Annotated in this window: 43 protein-coding genes; 2 read left to right on the forward strand and 41 right to left on the reverse strand. The window is 42.1% G+C overall.

What is annotated here, in order from left to right:
• Window positions 1-10: 10 nt before the first annotated feature.
• The 37 genes from BLS23_RS09390 to BLS23_RS09555 all read right to left on the reverse strand — a co-directional run bounded on the left by BLS23_RS09390 (window position 11) and on the right by BLS23_RS09555 (window position 19,113).
• Entirely contained in the window at window positions 11-340 is a 330-nt protein-coding gene (locus BLS23_RS09390) for a hypothetical protein (protein WP_089652300.1), read from the reverse strand.
• Window positions 337-738 (reverse strand): HK97-gp10 family putative phage morphogenesis protein, encoded by a 402-nt coding sequence (locus tag BLS23_RS09395; RefSeq protein ID WP_167356061.1) that lies wholly within the window; start codon window positions 736-738, stop codon window positions 337-339. The genes BLS23_RS09390 and BLS23_RS09395 overlap by 4 nt, the downstream gene beginning before the upstream one ends.
• Window positions 722-1,060 carry a hypothetical protein gene (locus BLS23_RS09400; RefSeq protein ID WP_089652302.1) on the reverse strand — a complete coding sequence of 113 codons (339 nt, stop codon included), beginning with the start codon at window positions 1,058-1,060 and terminating at the stop codon, window positions 722-724. Before BLS23_RS09400 ends, BLS23_RS09395 begins: the two co-directional genes overlap by 17 nt.
• Complete coding sequence (locus BLS23_RS09405) at window positions 1,044-1,334, reverse strand: head-tail connector protein (RefSeq protein ID WP_089652303.1); 291 nt, start codon at window positions 1,332-1,334, stop codon at window positions 1,044-1,046. The genes BLS23_RS09400 and BLS23_RS09405 overlap by 17 nt, the downstream gene beginning before the upstream one ends.
• Entirely contained in the window at window positions 1,321-1,620 is a 300-nt protein-coding gene (locus BLS23_RS09410) for a hypothetical protein (protein ID WP_089652304.1), read from the reverse strand. The genes BLS23_RS09405 and BLS23_RS09410 overlap by 14 nt, the downstream gene beginning before the upstream one ends.
• Before the next feature lie 25 nt (window positions 1,621-1,645).
• Window positions 1,646-2,926: a phage major capsid protein gene (locus BLS23_RS09415; protein ID WP_089652305.1), complete on the reverse strand. Its 1,281-nt coding sequence runs from the start codon at window positions 2,924-2,926 to the stop codon at window positions 1,646-1,648.
• A gap of 13 nt (window positions 2,927-2,939) precedes the next feature.
• Entirely contained in the window at window positions 2,940-3,530 is a 591-nt protein-coding gene (locus BLS23_RS09420; protein WP_425250618.1) for an HK97 family phage prohead protease, read from the reverse strand.
• Window positions 3,463-4,707, reverse strand: a complete 1,245-nt coding sequence (locus BLS23_RS09425; RefSeq protein ID WP_089652457.1) for a phage portal protein — start codon at window positions 4,705-4,707, stop codon at window positions 3,463-3,465. The genes BLS23_RS09420 and BLS23_RS09425 overlap by 68 nt, the downstream gene beginning before the upstream one ends.
• A gap of 34 nt (window positions 4,708-4,741) precedes the next feature.
• A complete protein-coding gene (locus tag BLS23_RS22130; RefSeq protein ID WP_279615121.1) occupies window positions 4,742-4,864 on the reverse strand; it encodes a hypothetical protein in 123 nt (40 codons plus the stop codon).
• 14 nt (window positions 4,865-4,878) lie between these two features.
• Window positions 4,879-6,564, reverse strand: coding sequence for a terminase large subunit (locus BLS23_RS09430; RefSeq protein WP_089652306.1), 1,686 nt, complete (start codon window positions 6,562-6,564; stop codon window positions 4,879-4,881).
• Entirely contained in the window at window positions 6,561-6,926 is a 366-nt protein-coding gene (locus BLS23_RS09435; RefSeq protein WP_089652307.1) for a hypothetical protein, read from the reverse strand. The genes BLS23_RS09430 and BLS23_RS09435 overlap by 4 nt, the downstream gene beginning before the upstream one ends.
• A 350-nt stretch (window positions 6,927-7,276) precedes the next feature.
• Window positions 7,277-7,570 carry an HNH endonuclease gene (locus BLS23_RS09440; RefSeq protein WP_244157162.1) on the reverse strand — a complete coding sequence of 98 codons (294 nt, stop codon included), beginning with the start codon at window positions 7,568-7,570 and terminating at the stop codon, window positions 7,277-7,279.
• Window positions 7,567-7,854, reverse strand: coding sequence for a hypothetical protein (locus BLS23_RS09445; protein WP_089652308.1), 288 nt, complete (start codon window positions 7,852-7,854; stop codon window positions 7,567-7,569). Before BLS23_RS09445 ends, BLS23_RS09440 begins: the two co-directional genes overlap by 4 nt.
• A 79-nt stretch (window positions 7,855-7,933) precedes the next feature.
• Complete coding sequence (locus tag BLS23_RS09450; protein WP_089652309.1) at window positions 7,934-8,311, reverse strand: DUF7448 domain-containing protein; 378 nt, start codon at window positions 8,309-8,311, stop codon at window positions 7,934-7,936.
• Window positions 8,312-8,324: 13 nt separating this feature from the next.
• Window positions 8,325-8,834 carry a sigma factor-like helix-turn-helix DNA-binding protein gene (locus tag BLS23_RS09455; protein WP_244157170.1) on the reverse strand — a complete coding sequence of 170 codons (510 nt, stop codon included), beginning with the start codon at window positions 8,832-8,834 and terminating at the stop codon, window positions 8,325-8,327.
• A gap of 20 nt (window positions 8,835-8,854) precedes the next feature.
• Window positions 8,855-9,271 (reverse strand): hypothetical protein, encoded by a 417-nt coding sequence (locus tag BLS23_RS09460; RefSeq protein ID WP_089652311.1) that lies wholly within the window; start codon window positions 9,269-9,271, stop codon window positions 8,855-8,857.
• A complete protein-coding gene (locus tag BLS23_RS22135; protein ID WP_279615122.1) occupies window positions 9,264-9,389 on the reverse strand; it encodes a hypothetical protein in 126 nt (41 codons plus the stop codon). Before BLS23_RS22135 ends, BLS23_RS09460 begins: the two co-directional genes overlap by 8 nt.
• Before the next feature lie 11 nt (window positions 9,390-9,400).
• Complete coding sequence (locus BLS23_RS09465; RefSeq protein WP_167356063.1) at window positions 9,401-9,745, reverse strand: zinc-finger domain-containing protein; 345 nt, start codon at window positions 9,743-9,745, stop codon at window positions 9,401-9,403.
• A 242-nt stretch (window positions 9,746-9,987) separates the two neighbouring features.
• Window positions 9,988-10,434: a YopX family protein gene (locus BLS23_RS09475; protein ID WP_089652314.1), complete on the reverse strand. Its 447-nt coding sequence runs from the start codon at window positions 10,432-10,434 to the stop codon at window positions 9,988-9,990.
• 18 nt (window positions 10,435-10,452) lie between these two features.
• Window positions 10,453-10,620, reverse strand: a complete 168-nt coding sequence (locus BLS23_RS21750; RefSeq protein ID WP_167356064.1) for a hypothetical protein — start codon at window positions 10,618-10,620, stop codon at window positions 10,453-10,455.
• On the reverse strand, window positions 10,601-10,798 hold the full coding sequence (locus BLS23_RS09480; protein WP_089652315.1) for a hypothetical protein: 198 nt from the start codon (window positions 10,796-10,798) through the stop codon (window positions 10,601-10,603). The genes BLS23_RS21750 and BLS23_RS09480 overlap by 20 nt, the downstream gene beginning before the upstream one ends.
• Window positions 10,799-10,867: 69 nt before the next feature.
• Window positions 10,868-11,146, reverse strand: coding sequence for a MazG-like family protein (locus BLS23_RS09485; protein WP_208599175.1), 279 nt, complete (start codon window positions 11,144-11,146; stop codon window positions 10,868-10,870).
• Complete coding sequence (locus BLS23_RS09490) at window positions 11,140-11,508, reverse strand: LexA family protein (protein WP_089652316.1); 369 nt, start codon at window positions 11,506-11,508, stop codon at window positions 11,140-11,142. The genes BLS23_RS09485 and BLS23_RS09490 overlap by 7 nt, the downstream gene beginning before the upstream one ends.
• A gap of 92 nt (window positions 11,509-11,600) precedes the next feature.
• On the reverse strand, window positions 11,601-12,041 hold the full coding sequence (locus BLS23_RS09495; RefSeq protein ID WP_089652317.1) for an HNH endonuclease: 441 nt from the start codon (window positions 12,039-12,041) through the stop codon (window positions 11,601-11,603).
• Complete coding sequence (locus BLS23_RS09500) at window positions 12,038-12,874, reverse strand: hypothetical protein (protein WP_089652318.1); 837 nt, start codon at window positions 12,872-12,874, stop codon at window positions 12,038-12,040. Before BLS23_RS09500 ends, BLS23_RS09495 begins: the two co-directional genes overlap by 4 nt.
• A gap of 24 nt (window positions 12,875-12,898) precedes the next feature.
• Window positions 12,899-14,197, reverse strand: a complete 1,299-nt coding sequence (gene dnaB, locus BLS23_RS09505) for a replicative DNA helicase (protein ID WP_089652319.1) — start codon at window positions 14,195-14,197, stop codon at window positions 12,899-12,901.
• Entirely contained in the window at window positions 14,187-14,531 is a 345-nt protein-coding gene (locus BLS23_RS09510; RefSeq protein ID WP_167356065.1) for a replicative helicase loader/inhibitor, read from the reverse strand. The genes dnaB and BLS23_RS09510 overlap by 11 nt, the downstream gene beginning before the upstream one ends.
• Window positions 14,524-15,336, reverse strand: coding sequence for a DnaD domain protein (locus tag BLS23_RS09515; protein ID WP_089652321.1), 813 nt, complete (start codon window positions 15,334-15,336; stop codon window positions 14,524-14,526). The genes BLS23_RS09510 and BLS23_RS09515 overlap by 8 nt, the downstream gene beginning before the upstream one ends.
• A gap of 107 nt (window positions 15,337-15,443) precedes the next feature.
• Complete coding sequence (locus tag BLS23_RS09520) at window positions 15,444-15,698, reverse strand: hypothetical protein (RefSeq protein WP_089652322.1); 255 nt, start codon at window positions 15,696-15,698, stop codon at window positions 15,444-15,446.
• Window positions 15,699-15,700: 2 nt separating this feature from the next.
• Window positions 15,701-16,501 (reverse strand): phage antirepressor KilAC domain-containing protein, encoded by an 801-nt coding sequence (locus BLS23_RS09525; protein WP_244157165.1) that lies wholly within the window; start codon window positions 16,499-16,501, stop codon window positions 15,701-15,703.
• A 56-nt stretch (window positions 16,502-16,557) separates the two neighbouring features.
• The gene (locus tag BLS23_RS09530) at window positions 16,558-17,259 is read right to left on the reverse strand and encodes a hypothetical protein (RefSeq protein WP_089652323.1); all 702 of its coding nucleotides are present in this window, start codon (window positions 17,257-17,259) and stop codon (window positions 16,558-16,560) included.
• Between the two features lie 12 nt (window positions 17,260-17,271).
• Window positions 17,272-17,652 carry a hypothetical protein gene (locus tag BLS23_RS09535; protein ID WP_089652324.1) on the reverse strand — a complete coding sequence of 127 codons (381 nt, stop codon included), beginning with the start codon at window positions 17,650-17,652 and terminating at the stop codon, window positions 17,272-17,274.
• 228 nt (window positions 17,653-17,880) lie between these two features.
• Window positions 17,881-18,171, reverse strand: a complete 291-nt coding sequence (locus BLS23_RS22265; RefSeq protein WP_089652325.1) for an AbrB/MazE/SpoVT family DNA-binding domain-containing protein — start codon at window positions 18,169-18,171, stop codon at window positions 17,881-17,883.
• Window positions 18,172-18,414: a hypothetical protein gene (locus BLS23_RS09545; protein WP_089652326.1), complete on the reverse strand. Its 243-nt coding sequence runs from the start codon at window positions 18,412-18,414 to the stop codon at window positions 18,172-18,174.
• Window positions 18,415-18,513: 99 nt separating this feature from the next.
• Entirely contained in the window at window positions 18,514-18,786 is a 273-nt protein-coding gene (locus tag BLS23_RS09550; RefSeq protein ID WP_089652327.1) for a group-specific protein, read from the reverse strand.
• Window positions 18,767-18,889: a hypothetical protein gene (locus BLS23_RS22140; RefSeq protein ID WP_279615123.1), complete on the reverse strand. Its 123-nt coding sequence runs from the start codon at window positions 18,887-18,889 to the stop codon at window positions 18,767-18,769. Before BLS23_RS22140 ends, BLS23_RS09550 begins: the two co-directional genes overlap by 20 nt.
• A gap of 41 nt (window positions 18,890-18,930) precedes the next feature.
• Window positions 18,931-19,113 (reverse strand): helix-turn-helix transcriptional regulator, encoded by a 183-nt coding sequence (locus tag BLS23_RS09555; protein WP_089652328.1) that lies wholly within the window; start codon window positions 19,111-19,113, stop codon window positions 18,931-18,933.
• Window positions 19,114-19,287: 174 nt separating this feature from the next.
• Between BLS23_RS09555 and BLS23_RS09560 the strand changes: the two genes are divergently transcribed.
• Together BLS23_RS09560 and BLS23_RS09565 are read left to right on the forward strand one after the other, a co-directional pair.
• On the forward strand, window positions 19,288-19,902 hold the full coding sequence (locus BLS23_RS09560) for a LexA family protein (RefSeq protein WP_089652329.1): 615 nt from the start codon (window positions 19,288-19,290) through the stop codon (window positions 19,900-19,902).
• A gap of 12 nt (window positions 19,903-19,914) precedes the next feature.
• Window positions 19,915-21,060, forward strand: a complete 1,146-nt coding sequence (locus tag BLS23_RS09565; RefSeq protein ID WP_089652330.1) for a site-specific integrase — start codon at window positions 19,915-19,917, stop codon at window positions 21,058-21,060.
• Window positions 21,061-21,164: 104 nt separating this feature from the next.
• Here the strand turns inward: BLS23_RS09565 and glnA are convergent, their stop codons facing one another.
• The 4 genes from glnA to hflX all read right to left on the reverse strand — a co-directional run bounded on the left by glnA (window position 21,165) and on the right by hflX (window position 25,587).
• On the reverse strand, window positions 21,165-22,496 hold the full coding sequence (gene glnA / locus BLS23_RS09570) for a type I glutamate--ammonia ligase (protein ID WP_089652331.1): 1,332 nt from the start codon (window positions 22,494-22,496) through the stop codon (window positions 21,165-21,167).
• Between the two features lie 24 nt (window positions 22,497-22,520).
• Entirely contained in the window at window positions 22,521-22,925 is a 405-nt protein-coding gene (locus BLS23_RS09575) for a MerR family transcriptional regulator (RefSeq protein ID WP_089652332.1), read from the reverse strand.
• A gap of 126 nt (window positions 22,926-23,051) precedes the next feature.
• Complete coding sequence (locus BLS23_RS09580) at window positions 23,052-24,299, reverse strand: methionine gamma-lyase family protein (RefSeq protein WP_089652333.1); 1,248 nt, start codon at window positions 24,297-24,299, stop codon at window positions 23,052-23,054.
• A 55-nt stretch (window positions 24,300-24,354) separates the two neighbouring features.
• Window positions 24,355-25,587 (reverse strand): GTPase HflX, encoded by a 1,233-nt coding sequence (gene hflX / locus BLS23_RS09585; protein ID WP_089652334.1) that lies wholly within the window; start codon window positions 25,585-25,587, stop codon window positions 24,355-24,357.
• Window positions 25,588-25,589: the final 2 nt, after the last annotated feature.

Here is a 25,589-nt window from a genome sequence, read left to right on the forward strand (position 1 = left end):
TCAACACTCCTCAATTTTGTGTAGTTTTCGCTTGATAATTGAATCTCATAATTTTTCTGTAAAGCTGCAGATCTTCCACATAATCTTCGTTTTCAAAGACCTTCATAAACCCAGCATTTTTCATCAATTCTCGCGCATTGTCCGCAAGGGTTTCTGGGTTTCCTTTGGTGAATACATCTATTTGGATGGTGTATTCAGTTTCAATTTCTACATCATCAGCGTGAGCATAAGGAACTTCCCAGTATGAAAATACGATGTAGGGGCTTTCTCCACCTAAATATCGCAATTTAGCAATCGGAACATTTAAAGGCGACAATGTGGACTTAACCAAATTATTCATAATTTCATCACCTTCTTCAGCTCCGTCTCATACGCATCTAAAATACCAGGCCTACTCAACTCCATAGCAATGGAAGCAAAAGGACGTGGTGGAATGAAGCGTTTAGCTCGCACGTTGTAATATCCCATTTCATGAAAGTACAAATAAAACCCGGGAGCCGCTACGCCCCCGGGGGTTCCTACATATATAGAATCATCTTTCACTTTAGACATGACAATGGACTCTCTTGCTTCCCCTGATCTTTCAACTAACCCATGGGAGTACACTTCTTCTTTCATGCGGTCGCGCAACACTTCCGCTGCTTTACGAAGGGCCTTGTTTTTCACCCTTTTGACATTGACCTCGAGTTTTTCCAACTCAGAAATCAATTCGTCAATCCCTTCAAATTGCACTTCCATGTTCATCATCCTTACGCATACAAACTAACTCAATTTTTTCTCCTTTTTCGTATGTGCGTTTAATGACATACTCAACGTCTTCGCCTTTTTCTTCATAAAGCAATTTCGTTTCGTTGTCATAATCAACCAAACGCACCTCGAACATTTTGCTGAGAGAGAAACCATTTAATCGAGCTTGGTAAAACTCATTACTGTGTACACTTTTCCGGTTTGCAAAGACTTCCCTGATATCTCCCGGTGTCTGGACAGGGTACCCATCTTCATCATACTCACCTTGAGTAGTATTAGGTACTAACTTAACGATTTCACTCCACCTGGCCATTGTAATCACCCGCCAACGCTAAATGACTCTTTAGCATTTCATAAGACTTCGTGAATCGTTCTGCTTCATCGTTGTCATAACCGAAGTTAGCTTTGCAATAAACGATGATGGCTCTTTCAATAAGAGGATCAGTTTGATTTTCTTGATCAACAATGCTTTTGTCTACTCCAGATTGAACCAAATCAGCCTTTGCCGCTGCAATAAGACCTGTTACTTCAATGTCGAAGGCTGTATTTTTCAATCTTAGAGCCGTTTTAACCTTACTCTCCAGCATCTAGATCACTTTGCGCTTTTTGAGCTTCTTCTTTCCCCTTCACTTTTTCACCATTGGACAATTCATAGTACCCACCGCCGCTGTGCTTCGGAAATTCATTCTCTTCATTACCTTCTTCACCCTTATCCTCTGGAGGGTGTTTACTTTCTTCGAGATAACCTTTCTCCTGAAGGTAAGAAATACGATCAGGAGATTCTGTTTCATATGTGGATCCAACTTCATGCTTCTCTTTCGTGTCTTTATCGATAAAGGTACTAGCCACAACAGCTTTTAATTTTTCACTCATTAGAATTCCTCCTTTTTATTTACTCTTAAACCGTAGGTGCTTTTTGCAATAGTAGAACGTTTTGAGCATCAGCAAGTTTACCGTCAGCGATTAGGGTAGTCTTATGAACATACTCATCTGTATCTTCATCGAAGTACTTCTTGTAACGGTATTGCATGTTTGAGTTCAAGAGGTAGTCCTTCAAGTTAGCAAAAAAGGCAAAAGTAGCATCATCAGCTGCACCTGTGAATGTTGGCAAGTACTCTTCTACCGCAATAACTTCATAACCCAAGAATCGACGTTGCGGGCGACCGTCCACTCCATAGTTAACTCGAGCGACTGGCTGTCCGTTAGAATCCGTCATACCTAGAATGTACTTGTCAAAGTCAACCTTTGTCATAACGAGAGCAACCTTACCTTCAGCAGAGAGTGGAAGTTTAGAAACGTGTTCTGCCCACTTTTCATAAGACTTCAGATCCGCTTCCGCTACTGAAGAGGTATTTGTTACTCGAGTATCATTAACGATACCAAGAGGTTGCTTTGTACCAGTACCCGCTACAATACCTTCTTCCAATGCCACAATCATAGCTTCATAGACATTATCTACAATCGTTGTTTCAAAGATATCCATAGAAACTGTATCTGCTTCTAGGGTAACGGCCACGCGACATTGTAGCTTGTGGTAAGCAAACGTGACTTCTCCGGTTGTTTTCTTTTGTTTAGCAGAAGTCATACCCTCGTCTGTCCAAGTTGCTACTGGCTTAACGTTAGAAGTCGGGACCGTCACACCGCCTTTGACATTGGACTGCGTAACGCGAGAAAAGATCATGCCATAAGCTCTCATCTTTTCAACGATACGATTGATGACCGTTTGCGGAATTACTGTCCCTACATCCCCAGTAGCTGTTGTCGCTCGTTTTTCTAGGACTTCAGACTTTTCACCACGAAGAACAAAGTTCATGAAGGCTTCACGGTATTCTTCAGAAGCTGTTCCTCTTTCTTCGCGTTTTTCTGGTTTTTGACTGCCGCCGTTGAAAGTTTCAATGGTACGATACTCTCCGCTTCCACCTTCAATTTCTTGCACACCAGCCATCAAACGTTCACGCTGTTCAATCTTCTCTTCTTCTTCTTTCAATTCACGAAGTTCTGTTTCCAGCTTATCCAAATCTACATCTTCTTCTTTTTCAAGAGAAGTACGGATTTCAGCCTTACGATCCTTAATCTCTTTCAGACGCTCTTGCTTTTTACCGTTGAAAAACTGAAGATCACCCAGTTTCAAAAAGTTAAGGCGTTGTACGGCTTTGAACAATTCTTTTGATTTCGTCATTTTGCATTCCCCTTTACAAATAAGTTTCTAAAATTAATTTCTTGCGTTTTTCTATAGCTGCTGATTTCTCCATCCGCTCTTTAACCGGATCGTGCCCCCTGGCACTTACTTCCGAATCAGGGTAAGCAGGAAAGGCCACAGCACTAACCTCAAACAATCTTGCTTCAGAAATGGTCCTCACAATGTTATCTTCATCGGATTCATCCCACTCTTGTTTCTTCATTCTGAAACCAAAGCTCACGCCATCTACATCCCCACGTTTAATGGATTCATAAGTGTCTTTTCCAAGTGTTGTATTCGGAAGATCCAATTCAAAACGAAGACCTACATTGTCTTCCGTCAAACGAAGTGTCTTGTTTTTAGTTCGACCAAGCACTTGGGAAACGTCATGAGACCATAAAAAACGCTGATCATCATTTTTAAGGGAGTCAGCGAAAGCACCTTTTTTAAATTGTTCTCTAAAGCGACGGAAAAAGCCTAACACTTCGGATTTCTTTTCCCATTTAACAGCATAACCGGAGACGGTTTTTGTTCCATCATCCTTCTCCCTGACTTCCACCGCTTCCGTTGTTAGCTCCCTTTGCTCCACCTTTTCTTCGTCCACTCTTCTCACCCCCTTTAGATTTAGCATCAACTTCTTCAGTGTCCAAACGCATGATCAACTTGTCTCCTCCATCAACCGGAGGCAAGTTCAATACTCGTCTCCATTCATTAGGAGTCATAGCAGCACGATCGACAAGCTGAACGAGATTCAACTTCGTCTCCATAGATGCATATTGAAGATTGGATGATTCAAAAATGATTTTGTTTCCATGTGATCGCTCTGTACGGGAAAATATCTTCCTGGTGTATTCCCCTGCCAACTGCATGGCCACAGGTTCAATGGATGATTCATAAAAGGCATTCCATTGATCTTCTGTGTATTTACTCTGGACAATATCTTCATTGGTATTGAAAAAATTATAGATACGCCTTGTTTGCTCAATCATTTGTTTAGAATCCGGGACAAAGTTATGCGGTGTAACTTGTTCTGCGTTATATCTTCCATCTGCACCCGCAGCTCCCCCGGTACCTTCAATGTCCAAGTAATTCTTGGTGAAGTCATCCACTGCTTTTTTAACGTCTTCAGGCTTTAATACTTGATCAAATTTAAGTATCCACTTAACAACCGCGCTATTTTTGATCGCCTGCTTAATACCTTGATCGATTGTGTTCACGACTTCCATCAGTTCACCAAGAGCATCCCCCGGATTGTCACCGAAAAGGTCATGATTGTTGAAATCTTGGCGAAGATGAATGATATCTACATATGGTGCAATTAGTTGTTTTCCGTTTCTGAAATAGAATCTAAGATATATATCTCCTAATGGACCTTCCAACATTTCTACAGACGTTGCAGGTACTGGGTACACTTCTATAGGATCAAAAGTTTCTTCATCACGTTTAATCAGAGCAAATGCGTTATTGTTCAGCTCTAATTGAACAGCCATTTTCTCCTGAAAGACTTGTCCAGTCATTAAGGGGTTGGGTTCCTCGAGCAAGAATCTTATATTTCTGTTAGGGTTTGTTTGAAACCCTTGGTCATTGTCTCTGATATGTTTTGCTAGTAACTTCCCTATTGCCTTTGCTTTCGGTCGGATACATGCTCTGACGATGTCACTTTTGTATAGGTCGCCGTTCCAGTCATAAAACCCTTCTCCAACATCGGTAATCATTTTGTATGTGGATTTTGTTTGGGGATTGGTTAGCTTTTTACCAAACATCCATTCCATTAATCCCAGTTTACTCACCCCCTTAAATCATGATCGCGGTGAATTATTTTAACTTTTTGTATACGTCAGCGATTCGATCCAAACGTTCCAATCTTTGATTCTGATTTTTAATTCGTTTTGCTTCGTTTATCTCTTTCTTCAAGACTTTCTTCATACTCCGCTTCATAATCGCCTGCCTCCTTATATCATGTTCAGATAGTCATTCATTTTGTCTTGCAGAACAACATAAGAGTCAAGCATGGCTGCTGTTCCATCAATACGCTTTCGTTGGTTCTTTCCTTTAGAAGGTTGAATGTTGTCATTTTTGTCCACTTCAACAGAAGTGTTAGATAAACACCATTTTGTAATAGGGTTGTTCCCATAATTCAGGCGCTTACTCTCAAGATCCGCTCCCATAGTCTTCATTGGTCCAGATAATGTCTTTTTACCTTGAATGACCGGTACAAGAGCACTCTTTCCGAAGTACCCCTGCATTTCTTCAACCCAGTATTGAGCTGACCAGCTATCATACCCAATCCATGGAATATAAATGTCATATTCGTCACGCATTTCCAGGAACCACTCTGTTACAAACTTGTGGTGAACTTTGTTTCCTGGAGTTGTTCGAAGCAAACCTCTTTGTTCCCATATGTCATATGGAACTTTATCCTCCGCTGCCCTCTTCTCCAGTAGATCTTCAGGCAGCCAATACATGGCCTTCGTATAAATCTTTGGATCATCCGGTAACATGAAAGTCAGACATGCAGCTGTCAGGTCGGTTGTACTTGCTAAGTCAGCCCCACCGATCCCATAGCTTGGTTTCAATTCAGTCACATCAAATGTTTCTGTATTATCCAACTGTTCGAATGTAAGCCAAGCTTCGCTCGCCGTTTCGCGTATATTAAAATCCTTTGTCAGTAAGTTTTTCACCAACAAAGGATTTGCTTTAGCTTTATTTACTTTTCGTTCCAGTTCATCTTTGCTTTTGATTGTCCCTAATCCAGGATTAGCCTTCTGCCATTGGATAGGATCCGTCCACTCTTTACGATCGTCGAGCTCATACACAATTGGAAGGACGTTTTCGTCTTTATATCCTTCTGGATCATCATATCCGTTTATAATCAACTCAAGTTCTTCGTATTTCAAATCGAATATGCCGTCCCGGACGGTCCCCGCAGTCGTAGTAATGATGGACAATGGCTGTTTCCTTGCACTCATACCATCAACAATAACGTCATACAGGTTTTTATCTTCAATGGCATGTAATTCATCGATCAAAGAACAGTGGATATTCAAACCGTCCAATGTGTTCGAGTCGCTGGACAACGGCCGGAAGGATCCGTCATTGAAATCAGATAGCAATTCAGCAACCAATGACTTGATTCGCTTTCGAAGCACCGGTGATTTCTTTACCATCCGCTTCGATTCCAACCAGATGATTTTAGACTGATCTTTCTTGGTGGCAGCACTGACAACCTCGGGGCCACCTTCACCATCCGCAACCATCATATATAACGCTATTGCAGATCCCCAGGCAGATTTACCATTCTTCCTGGCTACGACGAATATAAGTTCCCGATATTTTCTGGTTTCTTCAATTTTATGAACAAAACCGAACAACGCAGCAGTCATAGCCTTTTGCCATAGTTCTAATATAAAAGGCTCTCCAGCTTTTTCACCTTTAGAGTGTTTACAAAAGTTTTCAACAAACTCTATAGCATGATTCGCACGTTTCGAGTTGTATTCATAAACTGAATCTTGATCATGAATATCCTCTACCAACTTCTGATAAACTCGTTTGATTTTATTACCTACAACCACTTCACCAGAGTTGATCTTGTTCCAGTATTCAATGATTGGATTATAGGATAATGGATACTGTTTCATCGTTTAGCCACAAATGAATCAAATCCATCTGAATCCTTTGGATCAGGATCATCTTTCGGCAACAGACTGAACAATTTATCGTAAGCAGCCGTGTACCTATTGATCATGGCATTGTAAGATTTCTGGGCGGGGTTTTCCACCAGCATCTTCTGGGAGCCTTGAGTGAAGTTGTAAGTAGGACCCTTCGCCTTGATCGTGTCTTCTAATATCTGAAGAGTAATCGTCATAAAGGCAATTCGCTCGATTAACCTTTGTGCGATTTTCCGCTTATCTTCAGGAAGTTCTGCGAAGTTACTGTTAATTTTTTCTATTTCTTCTTGGATAAGTTCATCTTGTAATTTTTGGGATTTTTTTCTCGCCATCCGCTGGACCCCCCCTCATGTGGAATGACCTGTGTGTTACGCGAAGCTGCCCCAACGGTCCTGTAACCATACCCCTCCCCTCGGTTAAGAGGGGGGAGTCAGGTCTTCAGCTCTGTTCGTTAGTACAACAGAAGAGCGACGCGCTTCATTCCAATTAAATACAATTAATTAAAAATAAAATTATAAAATGATTCGCAATAAATTATGAATAAGTTTGTTAGCAACGGAGCGGAAGTTGTTAAGATGAATTGATTAATATGATTCAAGAATAAAAGAAACAGAGCATGATGAATGTATGACTCAATCCACCATGCTCTGTGTCCCTTATCCCCTGCACCCTACCATCATCCCTACTCCCTCACCAGTTCCCCATCCCCATTGAATGCCAGGCCTTCCCTTACTGTATCCTCACCTGATCCATGGTGCTCCCTGTTGTGACAGGTCTGGCAAAGGTACTCAAGGTTCTCATGGTTCAGTGTAATGTTTGGGTCATGTATGTTACCCGGTGTGATGTACTCCTTGTGGTGTACTATATCACCAGGAGCTCCACACCTCTCACACATGCCATACACCTGCTTGATGTATGATGCCCTACACTTCTGCCATGCTGTACTCTTATAGAACCTCCTAGCGTACGGCTTCACCTTGCGCCATACTCTTCTCTCAGGCTGGCCATGATCGCCTGTAGGTTATCAGTGTAGAGCCTTAGCTTCCGTTCCTCTTTATCGCTTAGCTTACTCTTAGATCTAAGCTTATTCACTTGGGTACGTATCTCCCTGGCCTGACTGTTGGTATAGAATGAATCGTACTCTTGTCCGCAAGCAGGACAACGGAAGAACGTCCGCTCCACATCATCATTGATGTAGGATGATATCAGGTTGGGAATATTAAACTCTTTCTTGCACCCATCATCACATGTTACTTTCATGGGTTTCGCCCCCTCTATATATAGGTGGCAAAGGTATGACAAAAATAACTGTTTCTGAATTGTTCATGTTTCTTTATCGTTAAGCATCTACAATTGGGAAATGTATGCCGTTTACTACAAACGACCCTATTGAATAGTAATAACCTCCATTACCTGCATTTGCTGTCATTTCGGCCAAAGCAATCGGGTTTTGGTTGTGGAACAATGTCACTTTAACTTCATTTACAATAGTATCCTCGTCTGGAACATTGTGTTTCTCCCCAACTTCTACGTCTGTAATTACCGCATCCAATTCGACATTACTAAAAGTCCCTCCTGCATAAGCGCAACAATCGTTTTCACTCATTTCAAGCGTAAGAACTGTTCCATCATTTAATACAAGTTTATCTTTATTCCACTCCACAATCCGCTTGTAAAGTAAATACTTATTCAATTGCTTTGAATCTCCATAGTTCATAGTAGTTCCTCCTCTAACCATCACTTACACAAAACAAACTGGACTCTGTCTGTTCCACCATCTTCTTTTCCGCTCGTTGGATGTATGTCTGTACAGTGGACTTATGAACGCCCAGCATCTCAGCTATACGCTCGTATGATATTTGCTCCACTTTGTTCATGAGATAGATATCCTTCTCTTTCTTGTTAAGCGCGGATAGTGCATCCTCCAGCCGCTCCCGATCAAACTGATTCAACTCAGGTGATGGTTCATGGTCATTCAGTGGCCGCCCCAGTACAGACATAGACTCTTCATCCATGAACACTAACCTACGATATACTTCCCTCCGGTCTATCCCTCGCCTGGAGTATGGCTGCCTTCCCCTCTCTATCCATTCAATGATGTACTGAAGATCGCTGATCATGTGATTGTATTGGTCAAGATCTTCTTCGTCTTTAGGTGTCTGTTTGGATTCATTCAACTGATCACGCAGCTTCTTGGTTTGACGAAGCGTTTGCTTGTATTCGTACAGTAGCTCAATCATCACGATCAGCTCCCCCTCTATTACCCCTGTCTACTTCCATCTGCAATTTCCTGTCTGACCTGATATTTCAAGGCATTAATTTCTTCTTTCAGTGTATCCTTGGCATTATTCCATCGCTGCCAGTTTCCGTAGTCCTTAGCTTCCTGTTTTCTCCACTGAAAGACTGCCTTCTCCGCTTCTTCTTTCTTATACTTATCTGCCGCAAAGAACGCTTCAGTGTACACTTGCTTCCGTGTGGCATATGTCATCTTACTGATCTCTGCAAACTCAGCCGCTAACTTTCCTACAAACACTAACTGCTTTGACTTTAGTTCTATAAGCTTCACCCGCATTTCAGGGTGACATCTTTCAATCCTTTGCTGGTATCTAAGCACCTCGTCCAGATATGCCTGTAGGTAATCCGCTTCTGGACGAGTGTTTGAATTCATATCATCCATTTATCCGCTCATTGTAGGCAATGAGTTCTTCATCTGACATTCGTTCAAATGCTTCTGGAAGCCATCCTTTCTGCCAAGCTAATAGTGCAATCAGTTCATTCCGTTCATGGTCTGTCATTGGTACCCCTCCTAAATGAGTTTTCTTCCTGACGTTGCGTATCCATGGTTATTCATGTACTTCTTGAATGTTTTACCATGGCTCATACCAGCCGCTTTTTTTATTTCATCCGGATCTACTCCACTATCGAAACAGAAGCGGATGTCTGAAAAAGTCATGTCCTTCCCCTTAGCCATTACGCGCTCAACTTTATTGAGTTCAAGCTGGCTCCCTAGACTTAGAAGCTCCTGACCAATTGGACACGCCTTGCATGTACGCGTCAATGCTGTGGAATCTTTCCCCTTCTTCTTCTCGCAATTCTTGCAATGGTTCTTCTCTAGATGAGTTATTCTCTTCAAAACTTTTTGATTAAGCAACATTTCCACTCCTTTAAAAACTCTTCATCTGCTTCCTCCAGTGGATCACCACGGTCATACTTGCATATGCCTTTTATCCGGTAGCGGTATGGATATGGTAGTCCACACCGCTCTTTCCATAGTTCTTTCATTTGTTCGACATGCTGCTCTTTTCTTATGAACCGTTCTATTTGATAAAGAGATAGTTGCTTCTTAGTTTCATTGTTTATGACCCTCATCCTTTGCTCCGCTTCTTCTTCGCGCTATGCCGTAAGCGGATTGTTCTTGTACTCTGGATTCTCATACATGTTGCCGATAACTTCCATGTATTTAGCATTAGAGTAGAATGAAGGATAAGAGATTGCAGGACTTGCTGGTGTATTTCTGAATGCCCATCCTCCGTATTCAAAGGTTACAGTCCATGTTGAATACATTTCCGCTCCATCCTCTGCTGTGATAGGAATATCATCAACTCGTTTAACAATGTCACCCTGGTAGATTTCATTTCCGTGTTTGTCTTCATATCCGGTGTACTGCCCCATTGATCCCAACTCGCAATCAACAGGAGAGGATTCCGTATAAAGCATAGCTTGGTCGCCTATGTTTTTCTCCTGTTTGTATTCTTCCGTCCAGTCGATCTTGAACCATCCGTGACCGTAAAACCATTTACCGTGCTCCATACTGAAACCTTTAAATTTTGGTTGTTTCATCATCTCCACTCCTCTGCTTTAAAACCACTTATTACTGTCGCATGTCACATCCACTTCAGAAGCTCTTGCAATAGCCAACTTTCTGACCAGCTCATGATATTCCAGTCCATCGGTGTCTTTGATTCCTAATTGATGCAGCTGATCGATCACATGTTTTCGTTTGTATTCAATCTCTGCCACCTTCACGTCTTGGCCCCTTCCTATTATCGAGCAGGTTTACTGCCTTTCCTTGTGGTTCATCCACGATTTGTAGAGGACTGAAAAACCTTAGAGTCGATTGAAGCATGTAATGTTGTTCTTCTGTCAGAGCAACCGGATACAATTCGCCGTTCTTTACGTACATCAAAACCGCTTGGTCCTTCATGCGTTCACCTCTTTTCGCACCAGAGAAGAATCAACCATCCCATTGAGACGAAACATACAAGCGATCAAGTCAGTCACGCTTTGCCACATCCCGTTCTTCTTTGACTTGTTCAGCAATGGCCACCGCTACCGCTGCCACATGAATCAATTCCGTGTACAGATCATCCGCATCCGAGTTCTTGTAGGAGACGCTCCCTTTTTGCATAGCTTGGGCAACCTCTCCATGTTCTTCCGCGAGAATAGTGAGCCAGTATGGATATGAATGCCTCTGAAGGCCCCACTTCGCATCCTGACGTTCCCGCTCCGCTTCTACATCACTGATCACTGCCGGCATGTATCTCCTTAACATGAAGCGGGATCCTCTTGGCCAATCCATTCTTGAATGTCTTCCACCGATGCTCTGCGAATGTAAAACGGTTGTCCCTCAACGAAGATGATGTCAGATACGTCATCGTCCATGGCTTTAATATACTCGATCACATCCGCTTCAGGAGAATCCCCTTTCGTCACCCTTAACGTTCTTGGTGAACATTCATCCTTTTCCAAATATCCCTTTTCCACTAGGTTGCTCAGGTGTCTATGAACAGTGGAGCTTGAGGATAAGCCAGCATAAATGCCGACCTCCCTGACCGTTGGTGATATACCCCGCTCTTCTATTGATTTTTTCACGTACAGAAGAATACGTTTTTGTTTTACAGTAAGATCTTCCATCTGTATCCGCTCCTCACTTATCTAAAAAGATAATGTAATCGTATTTATGTGGTTTGCTTTCATAAGTCCGAACAACAATCATTTCCTCACCTTCAGAGTCCCGCTCCACCGTTTCTCTTACGTAAATTTTCATGAGCCTTCCGCTCCTCCAATTCCATAAAGTCTTCAAAGGCTTTGTCTGTAGGCTCATCGATCAGTGCTTCAAAGAAGCAATCATATTTGTCGTAGTAGTAATAAGGTCCAAAGTGGTCAGCTGCTTCCGTGCGCAAGTCTTCGGCCGTTTCATGGTGAGCATGTACGAATGCATGACACTCATGGCAAAGCGGTGCCCCGTTCCTTGGATTGTTTCGTCCACTCCCGGAGCGGAACTTTCTGTGATGGATCTGGGTATGGGGATTCATGCATATCTGGCAGTAATCCCCGTAGATCCGCTTCACTTCTTTTCTTTGCTTAGTGGTAAACTCTGACCTCTTAGCCTTAGAAGGTAAGCGGTCAGCCAGAAGTTGTTGTTCTTTGCTGTATGGATGAATCATGATGGCATAACTCTTTGTGTATATGCTGCAAGTGCTTCGTGAGTTTTCTCAGCCTCTCTATAACGTTGCTGGAATCGTTCGTTGTTGTTGGTGAGGATTTGATTTTGGTTCATAAGCATCTGTTTTTCACGTTGCAAGTCCTCAACCTTAAGCTTGGTCACTTGGTGAGCTTCTCTTTCCTCATTCAATTGTTTCTCAATGAGAATCACTGTTTGCTTTGGAGAGTAGTCTTGGTCTTGCAAAGCATCAAACTGTTCTTCGAGCTCTTTGTATTTAAGTTGGAGTGATTCGTACTCTTGGGTGATCTGTTGGAGTTTTAAGGAATTCAGTTTTACCTTTTCCTGCTCTTCTTCCAGATCCGCTTCTTTTCTCTCAAAGTCTTTATAAAGCGTTGAGTATTTCTTCCGTTCATCCCTTAAATCTCCCTTCAGATCATCATTTACTGAATTGAGCCGCTGCACTTCCCCGTTAGCTTCCTTCAGTTCTTTCTCCAAGTCAGAATCCTGATTTTCTTTCACTGATTCTTTTTCTTGTACTTCTTCTTTGATCTGATCTTGCATAGAGTGAGATTGTGCCTTTTCCCTCTGTGCTTTGCTTGTTTTCTTTTTTGCGATCTTTTTCATTTCATCAAGGGATTTTCCGATGAATCCCCAGTTGTCTTTCTTTTTGCTCAACTCAGGCTGATGGATCCCCCATTGTTTCGCAATGGCAGCGTCCGTCAGCTCTTTTTCTTTTAGTTCGATGTAGTTTAATGGATTAATGGCCATCTTCTTCTTTCTCTCAGCTTCATCCATCTGGTATGTTTTCACGCCGTTATCATAAGATTTATTCATTACTTCACTCTCCTCTATAAAGTCCTAGGCTGAAGGGACGTGTGTTTCGTTATATCTCCTGTCTAAATCCACGAATTTCCCGTACTCTTTGATAAACGCTAATTCCACTGTCCCGGTCGGTCCGTTCCGCTGCTTCTTCAAGATAATTTCAATGATGTTTTGGTTCTCTGAATCGTCATTGTAATAATCATCTCGGTATAGGAAACCAACCACATCAGCGTCCTGCTCGATGTTTCCAGACTCTCTAAGGTCGGACATCATTGGCCGCTTATCTTGCCGGGACTCTACACCTCGAGACAATTGAGAAAGAAGGATGATCGGTATATTCAACTCTCGAGCAAGGAGCTTCAATTCACGAGTGATTGAGCCAACCTCTAAGTCTCTTCTGTCGTACGAGTCAACAACACTCATTAGCTGCAAGTAATCAATAACCACCATGTGGTTTTCTCTGTTCAATTCTTTAACTGAACGCCTGATGATTGCCCTCATTTCCGCTACAGTTGTTGCTTTCTCATGGATGTCCACGTCCCAGTTAGTCATTTCACCGATGGCATTGATTCCTTTGTTGTAATCCGACTCTGAGAAAGACATTGTTCGCCATTTCTGAGCGTCGATGTTCCCCTGAGCGCTGATCATTCTTTGGAGGAGTTGCTTTGCTCCCATTTCTAAACTGAATACATCAACAGAACCGCCATTCTTGCAATGGCCTGATGCCATGTTTAAAGCGAATGCTGTTTTCCCCATGGAAGGACGAGCAGCTACTATGAACAAGTCTCCTCTTTGAGGGCCGCCCCCGGTCATTTTGTCAAAGTCATGAAAGCCTACTGGAAATCCGTGCGCAGATTGATCAGGCGGAGACACCATGTCGTTCGCGATTTCAGCAAGGTGATCATACGTTGTTTTCTCCTCGACCTGTACTCCAACTCCCCTAAGATCCGTAAGAGACTTGATAAGTTTATCGAGTGCATCATCCCCGTGCTGTTCTGAATAGGTGAGGGACAGTTCTCTTTTTCTCCTGTTTCGGTAGGCGTCGTATATTAATTGTTGAAAGTGCATGACCGGTTCTGTACTTGGAACTGCGTCCGCCAACTGAATAAGGTAATTGATTCCCCCGCACTTTTTCATGTCTTCACCAAGCTCCGTAGAAACTGTGACGGTGTTCACTTCTTCGCTCCGACTCGACACTGTTTTCATAGCCTCATAGATTTTTTGATGAGGTGCCTTGTGAAAGTGATCCGGTTCAAGAGTTAATTTGCCGATGATTGAACCTTCCAGAAGGACTGAACCTAATACTGCCTGCTCCGCTTCGTTGTTACTTATCATTGACTTTCGCCTCCATCAGCTTATTTAATTCAGCCAGGAAGCGGTCCTTAGTTTCTTGAGGAACTTCTGCTGCTTCACGTTCCCATTGCTCCATCTTTTTCAGGCTTTCGTTTTCCTTGGGTGCATAGGCTGATATTTCCGCAATTGAAGGTGGGAACTTGTTGGAGACTGTATGTTCTTCGACCTTCTTCATCACACGCTTGAAATCCATATCGCGCATCATTCTCGTCCAAGTGTCTAACTTCTCCTGAGCATCCTCGGTGTTATCAGGCATGAAGCGGGGATAAGCATTTTGCAAAACTTTAAATACTTTCAGCACTTGTGCCTTATCCACTAACGTCCAGCTCCTCCCAGTTAACTTTCCGCTTCTCTTGTTTTGGTTTAATACCAGGATCCAGGTTATCCAACTGTCCTTTGGTTGTGATCCCCTGTTTTCTCCAAAGTACTAATTTGCGATATGTGAATTTCCACGTCTTACCGTTTCCTCTCACAGCATCCTTGATGGCCTCTAAAATCATCTCCTCTGGATCTTCAAATCCAAAGTTATCTAAGACATCATTCAAATCATCAAGAAGGGTCGCTGTCAGTCCGCCAGGAGTTACGAGGTGATTATCAATCAACGATTGAATGATTTGATTTACCCCGCGTGCGGGTTCCTCCTCTTTTAATTCTTCTTGTTCTTCTTCTTCTTCTTTTTCTTGCCCCCTTATCGTTGACGTATCGTGGTACGTATCGTACAACTCCTTTATTGGAGCGTTTTTCACGTTATCTCCCACAAAATGGATAAGGGTTTGATCTTTTACTTCACCCAATTCTTTCCTAACGCAATCTAACATGGGCTTCCCGCCACGATTGAGGTTATATTTGCCCCAATTCCTAATAGCAATTTCTCGTGTTTCGGGGTTGTATCGGATTAATTTGTGATAATTTTCAAAACGATCGAATAAGCTATTAACAGATTCAATTGAGTGTCCAAGCTCAAACGCAGCTTTCTTTTTAGTGATTTGATAGATTCCTGTTTGAGTAGTGTTTGGATTGGTTAATAAATAAAGGTAAAATAGTTTATCTTCAGGGGTCATTTCTTCTGTAACTTTCGCGTCGTCCCAAAACTCTGTGTACACTTGCCTAAATTTTGCCATCTAGTAACCCTCCTGGATGTGTGATATAATGCATTCAGGTATTTAGGAAGGGGCTGATGTTCCAGCATCAACCCGCTTCAATTTAATAGTTTTAGAAACGGAAGCCTCTATTCGTTGTCGGGTCTTCCGTTTTTTCTTGCCAAAAATAGTAACGATTCAGCAAATGACTCTGCTTCTTCGTGGTTTAGATATACCTGTGTAACGCTGATATCTTCCAGGTACTCTACAGTGTCACTTGATTTCTCCTCGTTCAGATCTAACTCTCTAACCGTCAATGCCACAGTATCCATCTCGGGTGTACTTTCTACTTCAAGCACCGCCCGGGATTCTTCAAAACGTAGCTCTAATTTCATATTCTGCATTTCTATTTACCTCCCTCAATAAGTTCCAATTTCATTTGCTCCATGGTGGGCAGAATCCCTTTTGTTTTCAGTAATTCGTAAATAAAGAGACGCCCTTTTTGTGTCCATTTCGACTGCACTCTTGCAGCTGGAGTACCGTCAGTTTTGTTGAAGGTGTGCGTTTCGGATTTGGTGTACCCATTGCCTTTGTGCTTGGAATAAAGGAGCCACTGGCCGTTCTTCTTATATTGAACACCGTGCTTCTTCAAAAGCTGATTAAACCCTTGAGCCGACATTCCGTAATCTTCTGCGATCTGCGAAGTGATCATTAGGTCAGTAGATTTCAGCACCTCATCAACGTACTCGACTTTCGGTCTGTTTGAAGCAATTTCATTTTGATATGCCCGGTTTTCAAGTTGAAGCATTTCTTTCTCTTCGACCTCTTTCACTAGTTGTAGAAGTGCTTCTTTATAATTTCCAGGCAATTGCTGAGCACTTTGCTTCTGAAGTTCTTTCTGCATCTCTTCAAATCGAGTGACATACTCAGCAGTAAATAACACGCCTTTCTCGCCAGTCATCTTATTGGCTACCATATCGCATCCTTTTTTCGTTAAAAGGAAACACGGTCGCTGCTCTTTCTTGGCATCTTGATAATAAGAAGGAATAAAGAAATCTGACGGGTGCAATTCTGCACTGGTTAAAATTCCTACGTACTGCCGGATGGATCTCATCAACATATTGTGTTCTTTGCCAATCATTTCTGCTACGTCGCGACTATGAGCAAGTGGTTGTCCATCTTTCTTAATCAATGTGAGTTGTTTCACTGTTGATCACTCCTCAAGAAGTGGTTGAAAGGGCGATATGGGCCGCCCGCTCCCTTTTACGAAATGATGTGAATCCGGTTTGCCTGAGCCTCAAGTGAAGACTCTAAGTAATCAGCAATGTTCTCCATTGCTTCAAGTTCCCAAGCTCCACCATCCGCTTCAAACAGCGCACATTTAGGCCCCTGTCTCATACGGAATACAAAATCACTCTCGGGTTGTTCAACCTCTACAAATGTTCTGCGCGGCGCTAACTCCACTGGATTAGGGACTTTAACGTTTCCAACCGTTGCAACTCCAGTACGGGCAGTTACGGCTTGAGAAATCCCATCATCCCCTACTTCTTGGACGCCTTCTTCTTTGATACTGCCTACGACTTTCAACATGATGTCTCGGTCTTCATTCTTAACGAAGCATGATTGAAGCTTAATGTTGAAGGCCTCTGTATCATAGAATTGATCAAATCTGAATTCAGGGATCATAGCATCGGCCACAATCACATGGTCACGCTCTTCATCTACGTTTGTTTGGGAGAAGACTTTAACACGGGTCGGGCTTTCCACATGAATCATAAGAGGAATCGATCCATCAAATTCAGATTGTATATAATCAACCAGTCCAGACAAACTCCTTACACCAATAGTTGAAGGTGTTGGTTTCTTTAGTAGTTGAAGCGGTTGTGTTGAATATTGTTGTTCATTTACAGTGAGCACATCTGGAGTTCCAAGCTTCACAAGATACTGAGCAAATTCTTTTAACAAAATTGCCACTCCTTACTTTTCTGTAGATTTTTTAAATTCGTAAATTTTCTCTCCGTCATCCTGTTTGACACTATCCTCTTCAAAATACGTTTGTCCACGGATGCCGGAACGCAACTCTTTGCCTACAACTTGTCCGTTACCATCCGCTCCAATCATAAGGCTGGTAGGAACACTGTCAGCCGGAGCAAGCTTCGATTTCACGTTGAGAGTCATATTCGCAAGTTCTCGCTGTTCGTTAGGAACATACTCCAGTTCAATTGTGATTTTCCGCTTCGCTTTCGCTTTAGTATTACGATCGAACATGTTATCAACCACACGCTGATGCTCAACATCAAACTGCTCCTGAAGTGCTCCGTCAGCTATTTCGCTCAATTTCATTTGGTATTCACTCATATGTAACACCTCCTCTCTGATGCCAGCGCATCGTTGAGACCAGGAACGGAAGGAGGGGGAAGGTTGTCCATTGAATAAAACGGATGAAACCCGCTCCCGGTCTCAACGACAGGCTGACCTGCCGCCCTCTATACCTTGCTCTGCGACTAACATGCATGGTAAAGTAGGAGTAACTCGTTTAATGCTTCATTTACCTAGTCATCTGGACCGCCATCCAGGTGGCTTTTTTCATGGACTCATTGTTTTGTAGAGTTCATTTTGAATTTGTTCCAGTTGCTCTTTTTGCGCCGCTCCAGCTTTTAGTTTCAGACCATCGCAAAATTTCATGAGCTTGTTGATTTTGTCTCGTTGTTCTTTTGTATCCTCCGAGGTTACATACTTTTTCAAGATAACCTTGTCATCATCCACGAAGATTTCCACTGGATCTCTCTCTCTAATCCCTAATGTTCTTCGCAATTCAATTGGTACGACCACTCGACCTAACTCATCCACTTTTCTTACAATGCCTGTTGATTTCACTTAAATGACCTCCTCATTGAATTTTCTTGCGGCTGATACTTCCCGGTAAAACTCCAGTACGTCAGAGTGTTTCTTTTCAAACGCTTCAAGTCTCTTGCCAGCAATAGCAGGGATGCTGAACACTTTCTCCATATCAGTCATTAGAATCGCAAGGCGTAGATCTTTATCGCCATCTTCAGCTTTTGAATCAACGATCTCTTCAAAGCGCTTTTTCATTTCCTTCATGCTTGTTTCTTTATTCATTCGATCACTCCATTTGATGTTTTTATAAAGCCCATACCATAATCAGATATGCCACAATAGTTAAGACTGGGTATATGAGATCAAGAGAGTCTCTTATTTTCATGTCGCTCCCCTTTGTTCTTTCAGCCACTCAATCAAGAAAACTTTTGTTTGCTCAGCTGGGAACATCCACTTTGAACCGATTTTGTGTTTTGGGAAACGACTGTCATAAAAGAACTCTTTTAAAATTGTATTCCAGGATAAACAAGTGCGTCGCATGAGTTCCTTTCTGTCCCAGAAGACTAGTTCATTATCGATTTCATCTAACTTCTCTTGAATCTTTTCGAGATATATTTGCCTGATTTCCGCTTCATCAACTTGAACTTGAATCATCAGACTCACTCTCCTTAATCAGCAATTCTTGTAATATCTCTCGGAATAGCCTCGTCTTTAATTCCTTTTTTTCATCTTCTGAACAACTATCTGTTGCTTTCATGTTGTGACCCTCCCCCGAAAAATCGCCTATATGTTGACTGGTTACTCAAAAAAAATAGTCCAATCCACTTCCATAACCTCAGATAATTGTTTAGCTAATGAAACAGACGGCTTCTTTTTGTTGTTTTCAATTGAATTGTAATATTGTCTGGTGATCCCCGTTTTCCTTGCGATTTCTTCTTGTGTGTATTTAAGTTCTTTCCTTTTCTTCTCGATCTCACCCATCTTGATCCTCCCTCCACTTGTCGCCTGTCTGTTGACTCAATATTAAATCAACAAATAGGCGACTGTCAACAAAATTTTTACAACAATCCCAACGATTTCAGGTATATTTGTCAACAATTTGTTGACAATGACAATAAAGAACCTTATTATAAGTACTAGTCAGGAGTGATTAAAATGTTTGGAGAAAAATTAAAAAAATTAAGGAAATTAGAGGGCTGGACCCAAGAATATGTAGCTAAAAAATTAGGTGTATCTAAACAAACTTATAGTCATTACGAAAGAGAAAATAGGACACCAAGTTTAAAGACAATACAAAAATTAGCTAAAATTTATGATGTTGATATGGATGAAATTTTTGGATTAAAAGAGGATGAATCAGTAAAGGAAAACCAATCCGTATATGAGGTTCCTCAGCTAGCGAAGATTCCTATAGTTGGACAAATTTCATGTGGTAATGGAGAACTTGCATATGAAGAAATTGAAGGTTACGAAGAAACACCACAGTCTTGGCTGAATGGTGGAGAGTATTTTTATTTAAGGACCAAGGGAGATAGCATGAGCGGCGCTCGGATCAATGAGGGCGACCTAGTATTGATCAGACAGCAACCAGATGTAGAGGATGGAGAAATTGCAGCAGTACTACTTGATGATGAGGCTGTTCTTAAACGTGTTTATAAAAGAGAAAATACTTATATACTTCAATCTGAAAACCCTGCATATCCACCCAGGTTTATATCAAAAGACTTAAAAATTTTAGGTAAATTAAAGAAGATAGTTATCAATGTATAGGAGGTAATTTAAATGCCTATAAACTACAGAAAGCATGGGAATGGTAATTGGGAATATAGAATTAAGTATGTCGATCCGTTCACTGGAAAAAGAAGAGAAAAATCAAAAAGAGGATTTAATTCAAAATCAGAAGCTCGTTTCGCGGCACAAGAAATGGAACATAAACTACTTACAAATTATGAAATGACTAATCACAACCTACTTTTAAAAGATTTCTTGGATGAATGGCTAAGTGAATACAAAAAAGATTCTGTTAGAAAAAATACTTTTGAATTACACAAAAGAAATATCAAAAAACACATAATTCCGTATTTCCAAAACCTAAAGCTGAAAGAACTAAAACCGATTATTTATCAAAAGTTTCTCAATCATTTATATGATCAAGGTTACAGTAAAAGAACTAGGGAGATTGTTCATGGAACTTTATTCGGAGCAATGGATAAAGCGTACCACTTGGAAAAGATAGAAAGAAACCCTTGTCAAGGTGCAGTAATTAAAGGCGAAAACAAAAGAAAAGATATAAAATTCATCGAATCTGCTGACATACCTACATTTTTGGAACAAGCATATAAGTATGGTTACATGCACTGGATATTCTTTAAAGTAATGATTGAAACCGGTATGAGAAAAGGTGAAGCTGCAGCCTTGCAATGGAAAGATGTTGATTTAAAAGAAAAGACGATAAGCATCAATAAAACTTTGGATTTTCAGGCCGAATCCAAAGAACAATTGTTTGGAGATACAAAAACATACAACTCCAAAAGAGTAATTACAATTCGCCAGTCACTCGCAAACGACCTCACATTTCATTTGCGACAACAAAACCAAAACAAGACTGCCCTTAACCAATTATACCATCATGATCTAGATTTAGTACTCTGTAGAAAAGATGGAAACTTCATTCCGAAATCAACCTTATTCAATTCATTCTCTAGAATCCTAAAAAGATCAAACTTGCCTCAATTGCCAGTTCACTCTCTTAGGCATACTCACGCTGTGTTGCTTTTAGAAGCTGGAAATGACATGAAGTACATTCAGGAAAGACTGGGTCATGGCAGCATGCAAATAACATCAGATGTATACTCACATATTTCCAAGCGTATTGAAAAAGAAAGCATCGATCGCTTTGATGATCATATGAATAAGATCTCCACCTGATTTTTGTGGGTGAAATGGGGGTGGAAAATTGCGTTTATAATTTCAACTCATCCACCCACACTAATAAAAACCCCTGAGGCTTAGGGCCCCAAGGGTTTGGTAAATTAGTAAGTCTGCAAATATTGTTCGCGTTCCCACGGGTGAACCTGTGTACGGAACATATCCCATTCAATTTCTTTCGCTTCGATGAAATGTTCAAATAGGTGTTCGCCGAGAGCTTCTACCATGATTGGATCTTGATGCAGCTCTTCCAATGCATCATACAAAGTAGCAGGTAGGTCTTTAACTCCGTGTGCTTCACGCTCTTTCTTATCCATCACGTAAATGTTCCGATCGACAGGAGCAGGTGCTTCCAGTTTATTTTCCACACCATCAAGTCCAGCAGCAAGAAGGACTGCCATCGCCATGTATGGGTTCGCTGATGGATCCACACTCCGAACTTCGATTCTTGTGCTCAAACCACGGGATGTTGGAACACGTACGAGCGGACTACGGTTCTGACCGGACCATGCTACATAACATGGAGCCTCATACCCTGGTACAAGACGCTTGTAAGAGTTGACAGTAGGGTTTGTCACGGCTGTGAAGTTCGTTGCATGCTTGATGATGCCTGCTGTAAACTGGTAAGCCACTTCTGACAGTTGTTCCTTCCCTTTCTCATCAAAGAAAGCATTACCCTTTTCGTTGAAAAGAGACATGTTCGCGTGCATACCAGATCCATTCACGCCAAACAACGGCTTAGGCATGAACGTTGCATGCAAGCCATGTTGACGTGCTATGGTTTTGACGACAAGTTTGAATGTTTGAATATCATCACAGTGCTTGACGGCATCCGCATATTTAAAGTCGATTTCGTGCTGACCTGGAGCGACTTCATGGTGAGAGGCTTCAATTTCAAAGCCCATTTCCTCAAGCTCAAGGACGATGTCACGACGGCAGTTTTCACCAAGATCGGTCGGTGCCAAGTCGAAATAGCCGCCTTTATCATTCAATTCCATCGTCGGTTCGCCTTTTTCATCTAATTTGAATAGGAAAAATTCAGGTTCTGTACCAATGTTGAAAGCAGAAAATCCGAGTTTCTCCATTTTTTTGATGTTACGCTTTAAGTTATAGCGTGGGCATCCTTCAAAAGGAGTTTGGTCTGGGTTGTAGATGTCACAGATGAATCGTGCGACCTTCCCTTTTTCTGAAGTCCAAGGGAAAACGACGAAGGTATCCAGGTCTGGAACCAAATACATGTCCGACTCCTCGATACGAACGAATCCTTCAATGGAGGACCCGTCAAACATCATCATGCCATCAATAGCTTTATCCAACTGGCTTAGTGGAATTTCCACGTTTTTGATCGTACCAAGCATATCCGTGAACTGAAGACGGATAAACTTGACGTTTTCCTCATCGATTTTTTTGTAGATTTCTTCTTTTGTTAAACCCATTGAATTTCTCCTCTCAACACAAAATTAATGGAAGAACCTTGACATTTCTCCCTGTCTGATTGCTAATTTACCTTGTCTTCCCGCTGTGAATAGTTCTCGTTGCAGCATACGACGTAGTTCTTTTTCGGTAAGTTCATTATGAACTTCCTTCACTTGATCCTCGTCATATACTTCATTATCTGGCTGATCGTTCAGCTTCAGAACTTTCTTGATTCCGGCCATGTTCACACCTTGATCGATCAAGTCTTTGATTTCAAGCAGCCGATCAACATCATTAAATGAGAACATGCGACGGTTCCCTTCTGAACGGGCCGGCTGAACCAGCTCGTGCTGTTCGTAGTACCGGATCTGCCGTGCAGTAAGGTCTGTCAATGATTGAACAATCCCCATCGGGAATAACGGCATAGAACGACGAATTTCATCACTCATCGATGTGCCACCTCCCCATAAGAATGATACTTTAATTATACGTCACGCAAGGGATATGTCAACATATGTGAGGAATGTTCACACAATTTGGGGCTATTTTTTGAAAGGGTTATCATTCCCTCCGCTTCAAAGTTTAACCATACCCTCTTCGATCAACTGCTCTACCGCTTGTACGACAGCGATCTTTACATGCGCGTAGGTCAATCCACCTTGAACGAATGCCGTATATGGGGGACGAATAGGACCATCGGCCGTCAATTCAAGACTCGCGCCTTGAATGAAAGTACCCGCAGCCATAATCACTTCATCCTCGTATCCAGGCATGGCGCTGGGTTCTGGTTTGAAATGAGAATTTACAGGAGATGCCTGCTGAATGGATTGACAGAACCTGATCATTTGTTCAGCCGTATTGAAATTTACGGATTGAATCAAATCCGTCCGCTTCACATCATAAGCCGGAGATGTGTCGAAGCCCCATTCACTTAAATATTTAGAAGTGAAAATAGCTCCTTTCAAAGCTTCTCCTACAACATGTGGTGCGAGGAAAATCCCTTGATACATCTCTTGCAGGCTGTTTAAACTCGGCCCTGTTTCTTTCCCTAACCCAGGAGCCGTCAGTCGATAGCTGCATTTTTCAATCAGGTGTTCATGTCCCGCAATATAACCCCCGACTCTGGCAATCCCGCCTCCCGGGTTTTTTATTAATGAGCCAGCAATCATGTCAGCACCTACTTCAAGCGGTTCTTTCATTTCTACGAATTCACCATAACAATTGTCAACAAAAATTATCACATCGTCTTTTGTGTCACGAACGAACTGAATGATGGATTGTAACTCGCCAATAGTAAATGAAGGACGATCCTCGTATCCTTTGGACCTTTGGATGGCTACGACCTTCGTTTTTTCATGTATAGCTGCTCGGATTCTATCATGAGAAAAAGCCCCACTTCCTTCTAAAGGAACGGTTTGATAGCTGATACCAAAATCACTTAAAGAACCTGTATCCTTATTGTCTTCAGAACCAATGACATCTCTTAGGGTGTCATAAGGATCTCCAGATATGTAAAGCAGTTCATCCCCCGGGCGCAGGACACCGAATAAGGCGGTCGTGATCGCATGCGTTCCGGAGATGAGCTGAGGTCTGACAAGGGCATCTTCCGCTTTGAATATTTCTGCATACAATGCCTCTAGTGTGTCTCGCCCAAAGTCATCATAGCCATAACCTGTCGTCGGATTAAAGTGAGAATCGCTGACCCTCAGTTTATGGAATGCCTTTAATACCTTTTCTTGATTGTACTCGACAATCTCATCAACCATCTCGTGTTGGTTCTTGATCTCTTTTTCTACATGGTGTTTCAATTCTTGAATGTTCATGATGAGTCCTCTTCCTATCTTGCATAATTTCGTTGAATCAACGTTTTGTTCAAATTTATAATATTTGATGTTTCAATGGGTGCTCAGGATGGATGAAACCATGAAGAGCATAGCCTTCTTTTTCCTCATAAAAATGGATGCTCGTGATCATACTGTAGGCCTTGAATTGCTGCAATCGTTTCCCTTCAGAAGCTGGCACGAAAACGTCATACTCATACCACTCATCCTTTAAAACCTCTTCGATTTTATGAAGAATACGTTTACGGTCAATCGGATCATGAACGCTCACTGTCAACGATGGGAAGGAGTGTGGAATGAAATCCTCCTGCAGTAGATCTTTTTTATTGTAAACGGTCAGGATCGGCAGTTGACCAGCTCCAAGTTCGTCCAACAATCTCAATACTGTCTTTTCCTGCTGCATGTGATCAGGGTGTGAAGCATCCACCATATGAACGATAAAGTCCGCTTCTGTTACTTCCTCTAACGTCGATCGGAAAGCCGCGATGAGCGTCGTTGGCAAGTCCTGAATAAATCCTACCGTATCAGAAAGGAGAGCCAAAAAACCAGAAGGAAGGCTCATTTGCCTTGTCAATGGATCGAGTGTAGCAAACAATAAATCCTCTTCAAAGGACTGGCTGTCGGTCACTCTATTGAAGAACGTTGATTTACCAGCATTCGTATAACCGACGATTGCGACTTGAAAGGCACGGTTTTCTTTTCTCCGTTTTCGATACTGCTCCCGTTGTTTTACGACCGTATCCAACCGCTTCTTGATATCATCAATTCTACGTTGGATATGACGACGGTCGGTTTCCAGTTTGGTTTCACCAGGACCACGGGTACCAATCCCTCCACCTAACCGGGATAACGCTGTCCCTTGTCCGGATAGCCGTGGAAGTAAATATTGCAGTTGAGCAAGTTCCACCTGCAATTTCCCTTCCTTTGTACGCGCCCGTCCTGCGAAAATGTCCAGGATCAGCTGACTTCTGTCAATGACACGCACGCCGACCCTGTCCGCTATATTTCTAAGCTGGCCAGGTGATAACTCATCATTGAATATCACGAGTTCAGCTTCAGATTCCTCTGCTGCTTCTTTTATTTCTTCCAGTTTGCCCTCACCTAAATATGTAGCCGGGTGAACCCGGTCACGCTTCTGAGTAATAATTTTGCACACTTCTCCATCAGCGGTTTCCGTCAGTGATTGAAGTTCTTCCAAAGAGGACTGAAACCGTTCTTCTTGTTCGAATGGATCTTTTCGCGCAACTAACACGACCAATTCTTTTGACATCT

Origin of the sequence: Halobacillus aidingensis (assembly GCF_900104185.1) — a bacterium.
Lineage (GTDB): Bacteria > Bacillota > Bacilli > Bacillales > Halobacillaceae > Halobacillus > Halobacillus aidingensis.

Bases quoted from the DNA above. Each gene is read 5' to 3' on its own strand.
- BLS23_RS09390 (WP_089652300.1), bottom strand. From the start codon at position 340: ATGAATAATTTGGTTAAGTCCACATTGTCGCCTTTAAATGTTCCGATT.
- BLS23_RS09395 (WP_167356061.1), bottom strand. From the start codon at position 738: ATGGAAGTGCAATTTGAAGGGATTGACGAATTGATTTCTGAGTTGGAA.
- BLS23_RS09400 (WP_089652302.1), bottom strand. From the start codon at position 1,060: ATGGCCAGGTGGAGTGAAATCGTTAAGTTAGTACCTAATACTACTCAA.
- BLS23_RS09405 (WP_089652303.1), bottom strand. From the start codon at position 1,334: ATGCTGGAGAGTAAGGTTAAAACGGCTCTAAGATTGAAAAATACAGCC.
- BLS23_RS09410 (WP_089652304.1), bottom strand. From the start codon at position 1,620: ATGAGTGAAAAATTAAAAGCTGTTGTGGCTAGTACCTTTATCGATAAA.
- BLS23_RS09415 (WP_089652305.1), bottom strand. From the start codon at position 2,926: ATGACGAAATCAAAAGAATTGTTCAAAGCCGTACAACGCCTTAACTTT.
- BLS23_RS22130 (WP_279615121.1), bottom strand. From the start codon at position 4,864: ATGAAGCGGAGTATGAAGAAAGTCTTGAAGAAAGAGATAAACGAAGCA.
- BLS23_RS09430 (WP_089652306.1), bottom strand. From the start codon at position 6,564: ATGAAACAGTATCCATTATCCTATAATCCAATCATTGAATACTGGAAC.
- BLS23_RS09435 (WP_089652307.1), bottom strand. From the start codon at position 6,926: ATGGCGAGAAAAAAATCCCAAAAATTACAAGATGAACTTATCCAAGAA.
- BLS23_RS09445 (WP_089652308.1), bottom strand. From the start codon at position 7,854: ATGAAAGTAACATGTGATGATGGGTGCAAGAAAGAGTTTAATATTCCC.
- BLS23_RS09450 (WP_089652309.1), bottom strand. From the start codon at position 8,311: ATGAACTATGGAGATTCAAAGCAATTGAATAAGTATTTACTTTACAAG.
- BLS23_RS09455 (WP_244157170.1), bottom strand. From the start codon at position 8,834: ATGATTGAGCTACTGTACGAATACAAGCAAACGCTTCGTCAAACCAAG.
- BLS23_RS09460 (WP_089652311.1), bottom strand. From the start codon at position 9,271: ATGGATGATATGAATTCAAACACTCGTCCAGAAGCGGATTACCTACAG.
- BLS23_RS22135 (WP_279615122.1), bottom strand. From the start codon at position 9,389: ATGACAGACCATGAACGGAATGAACTGATTGCACTATTAGCTTGGCAG.
- BLS23_RS09475 (WP_089652314.1), bottom strand. From the start codon at position 10,434: ATGAAACAACCAAAATTTAAAGGTTTCAGTATGGAGCACGGTAAATGG.
- BLS23_RS09480 (WP_089652315.1), bottom strand. From the start codon at position 10,798: ATGAAGGACCAAGCGGTTTTGATGTACGTAAAGAACGGCGAATTGTAT.
- BLS23_RS09485 (WP_208599175.1), bottom strand. From the start codon at position 11,146: ATGTTAAGGAGATACATGCCGGCAGTGATCAGTGATGTAGAAGCGGAG.
- BLS23_RS09490 (WP_089652316.1), bottom strand. From the start codon at position 11,508: ATGGAAGATCTTACTGTAAAACAAAAACGTATTCTTCTGTACGTGAAA.
- BLS23_RS09495 (WP_089652317.1), bottom strand. From the start codon at position 12,041: ATGATTCATCCATACAGCAAAGAACAACAACTTCTGGCTGACCGCTTA.
- BLS23_RS09500 (WP_089652318.1), bottom strand. From the start codon at position 12,874: ATGAATAAATCTTATGATAACGGCGTGAAAACATACCAGATGGATGAA.
- dnaB (WP_089652319.1), bottom strand. From the start codon at position 14,197: ATGATAAGTAACAACGAAGCGGAGCAGGCAGTATTAGGTTCAGTCCTT.
- BLS23_RS09515 (WP_089652321.1), bottom strand. From the start codon at position 15,336: ATGGCAAAATTTAGGCAAGTGTACACAGAGTTTTGGGACGACGCGAAA.
- BLS23_RS09520 (WP_089652322.1), bottom strand. From the start codon at position 15,698: ATGCAGAATATGAAATTAGAGCTACGTTTTGAAGAATCCCGGGCGGTG.
- BLS23_RS09535 (WP_089652324.1), bottom strand. From the start codon at position 17,652: ATGAGTGAATACCAAATGAAATTGAGCGAAATAGCTGACGGAGCACTT.
- BLS23_RS09545 (WP_089652326.1), bottom strand. From the start codon at position 18,414: ATGAATAAAGAAACAAGCATGAAGGAAATGAAAAAGCGCTTTGAAGAG.
- BLS23_RS09550 (WP_089652327.1), bottom strand. From the start codon at position 18,786: ATGATTCAAGTTCAAGTTGATGAAGCGGAAATCAGGCAAATATATCTC.
- BLS23_RS22140 (WP_279615123.1), bottom strand. From the start codon at position 18,889: ATGAAAGCAACAGATAGTTGTTCAGAAGATGAAAAAAAGGAATTAAAG.
- BLS23_RS09555 (WP_089652328.1), bottom strand. From the start codon at position 19,113: ATGGGTGAGATCGAGAAGAAAAGGAAAGAACTTAAATACACACAAGAA.
- BLS23_RS09560 (WP_089652329.1), top strand. From the start codon at position 19,288: ATGTTTGGAGAAAAATTAAAAAAATTAAGGAAATTAGAGGGCTGGACC.
- BLS23_RS09565 (WP_089652330.1), top strand. From the start codon at position 19,915: ATGCCTATAAACTACAGAAAGCATGGGAATGGTAATTGGGAATATAGA.
- glnA (WP_089652331.1), bottom strand. From the start codon at position 22,496: ATGGGTTTAACAAAAGAAGAAATCTACAAAAAAATCGATGAGGAAAAC.
- BLS23_RS09575 (WP_089652332.1), bottom strand. From the start codon at position 22,925: ATGAGTGATGAAATTCGTCGTTCTATGCCGTTATTCCCGATGGGGATT.
- BLS23_RS09580 (WP_089652333.1), bottom strand. From the start codon at position 24,299: ATGAACATTCAAGAATTGAAACACCATGTAGAAAAAGAGATCAAGAAC.
- hflX (WP_089652334.1), bottom strand. From the start codon at position 25,587: ATGTCAAAAGAATTGGTCGTGTTAGTTGCGCGAAAAGATCCATTCGAA.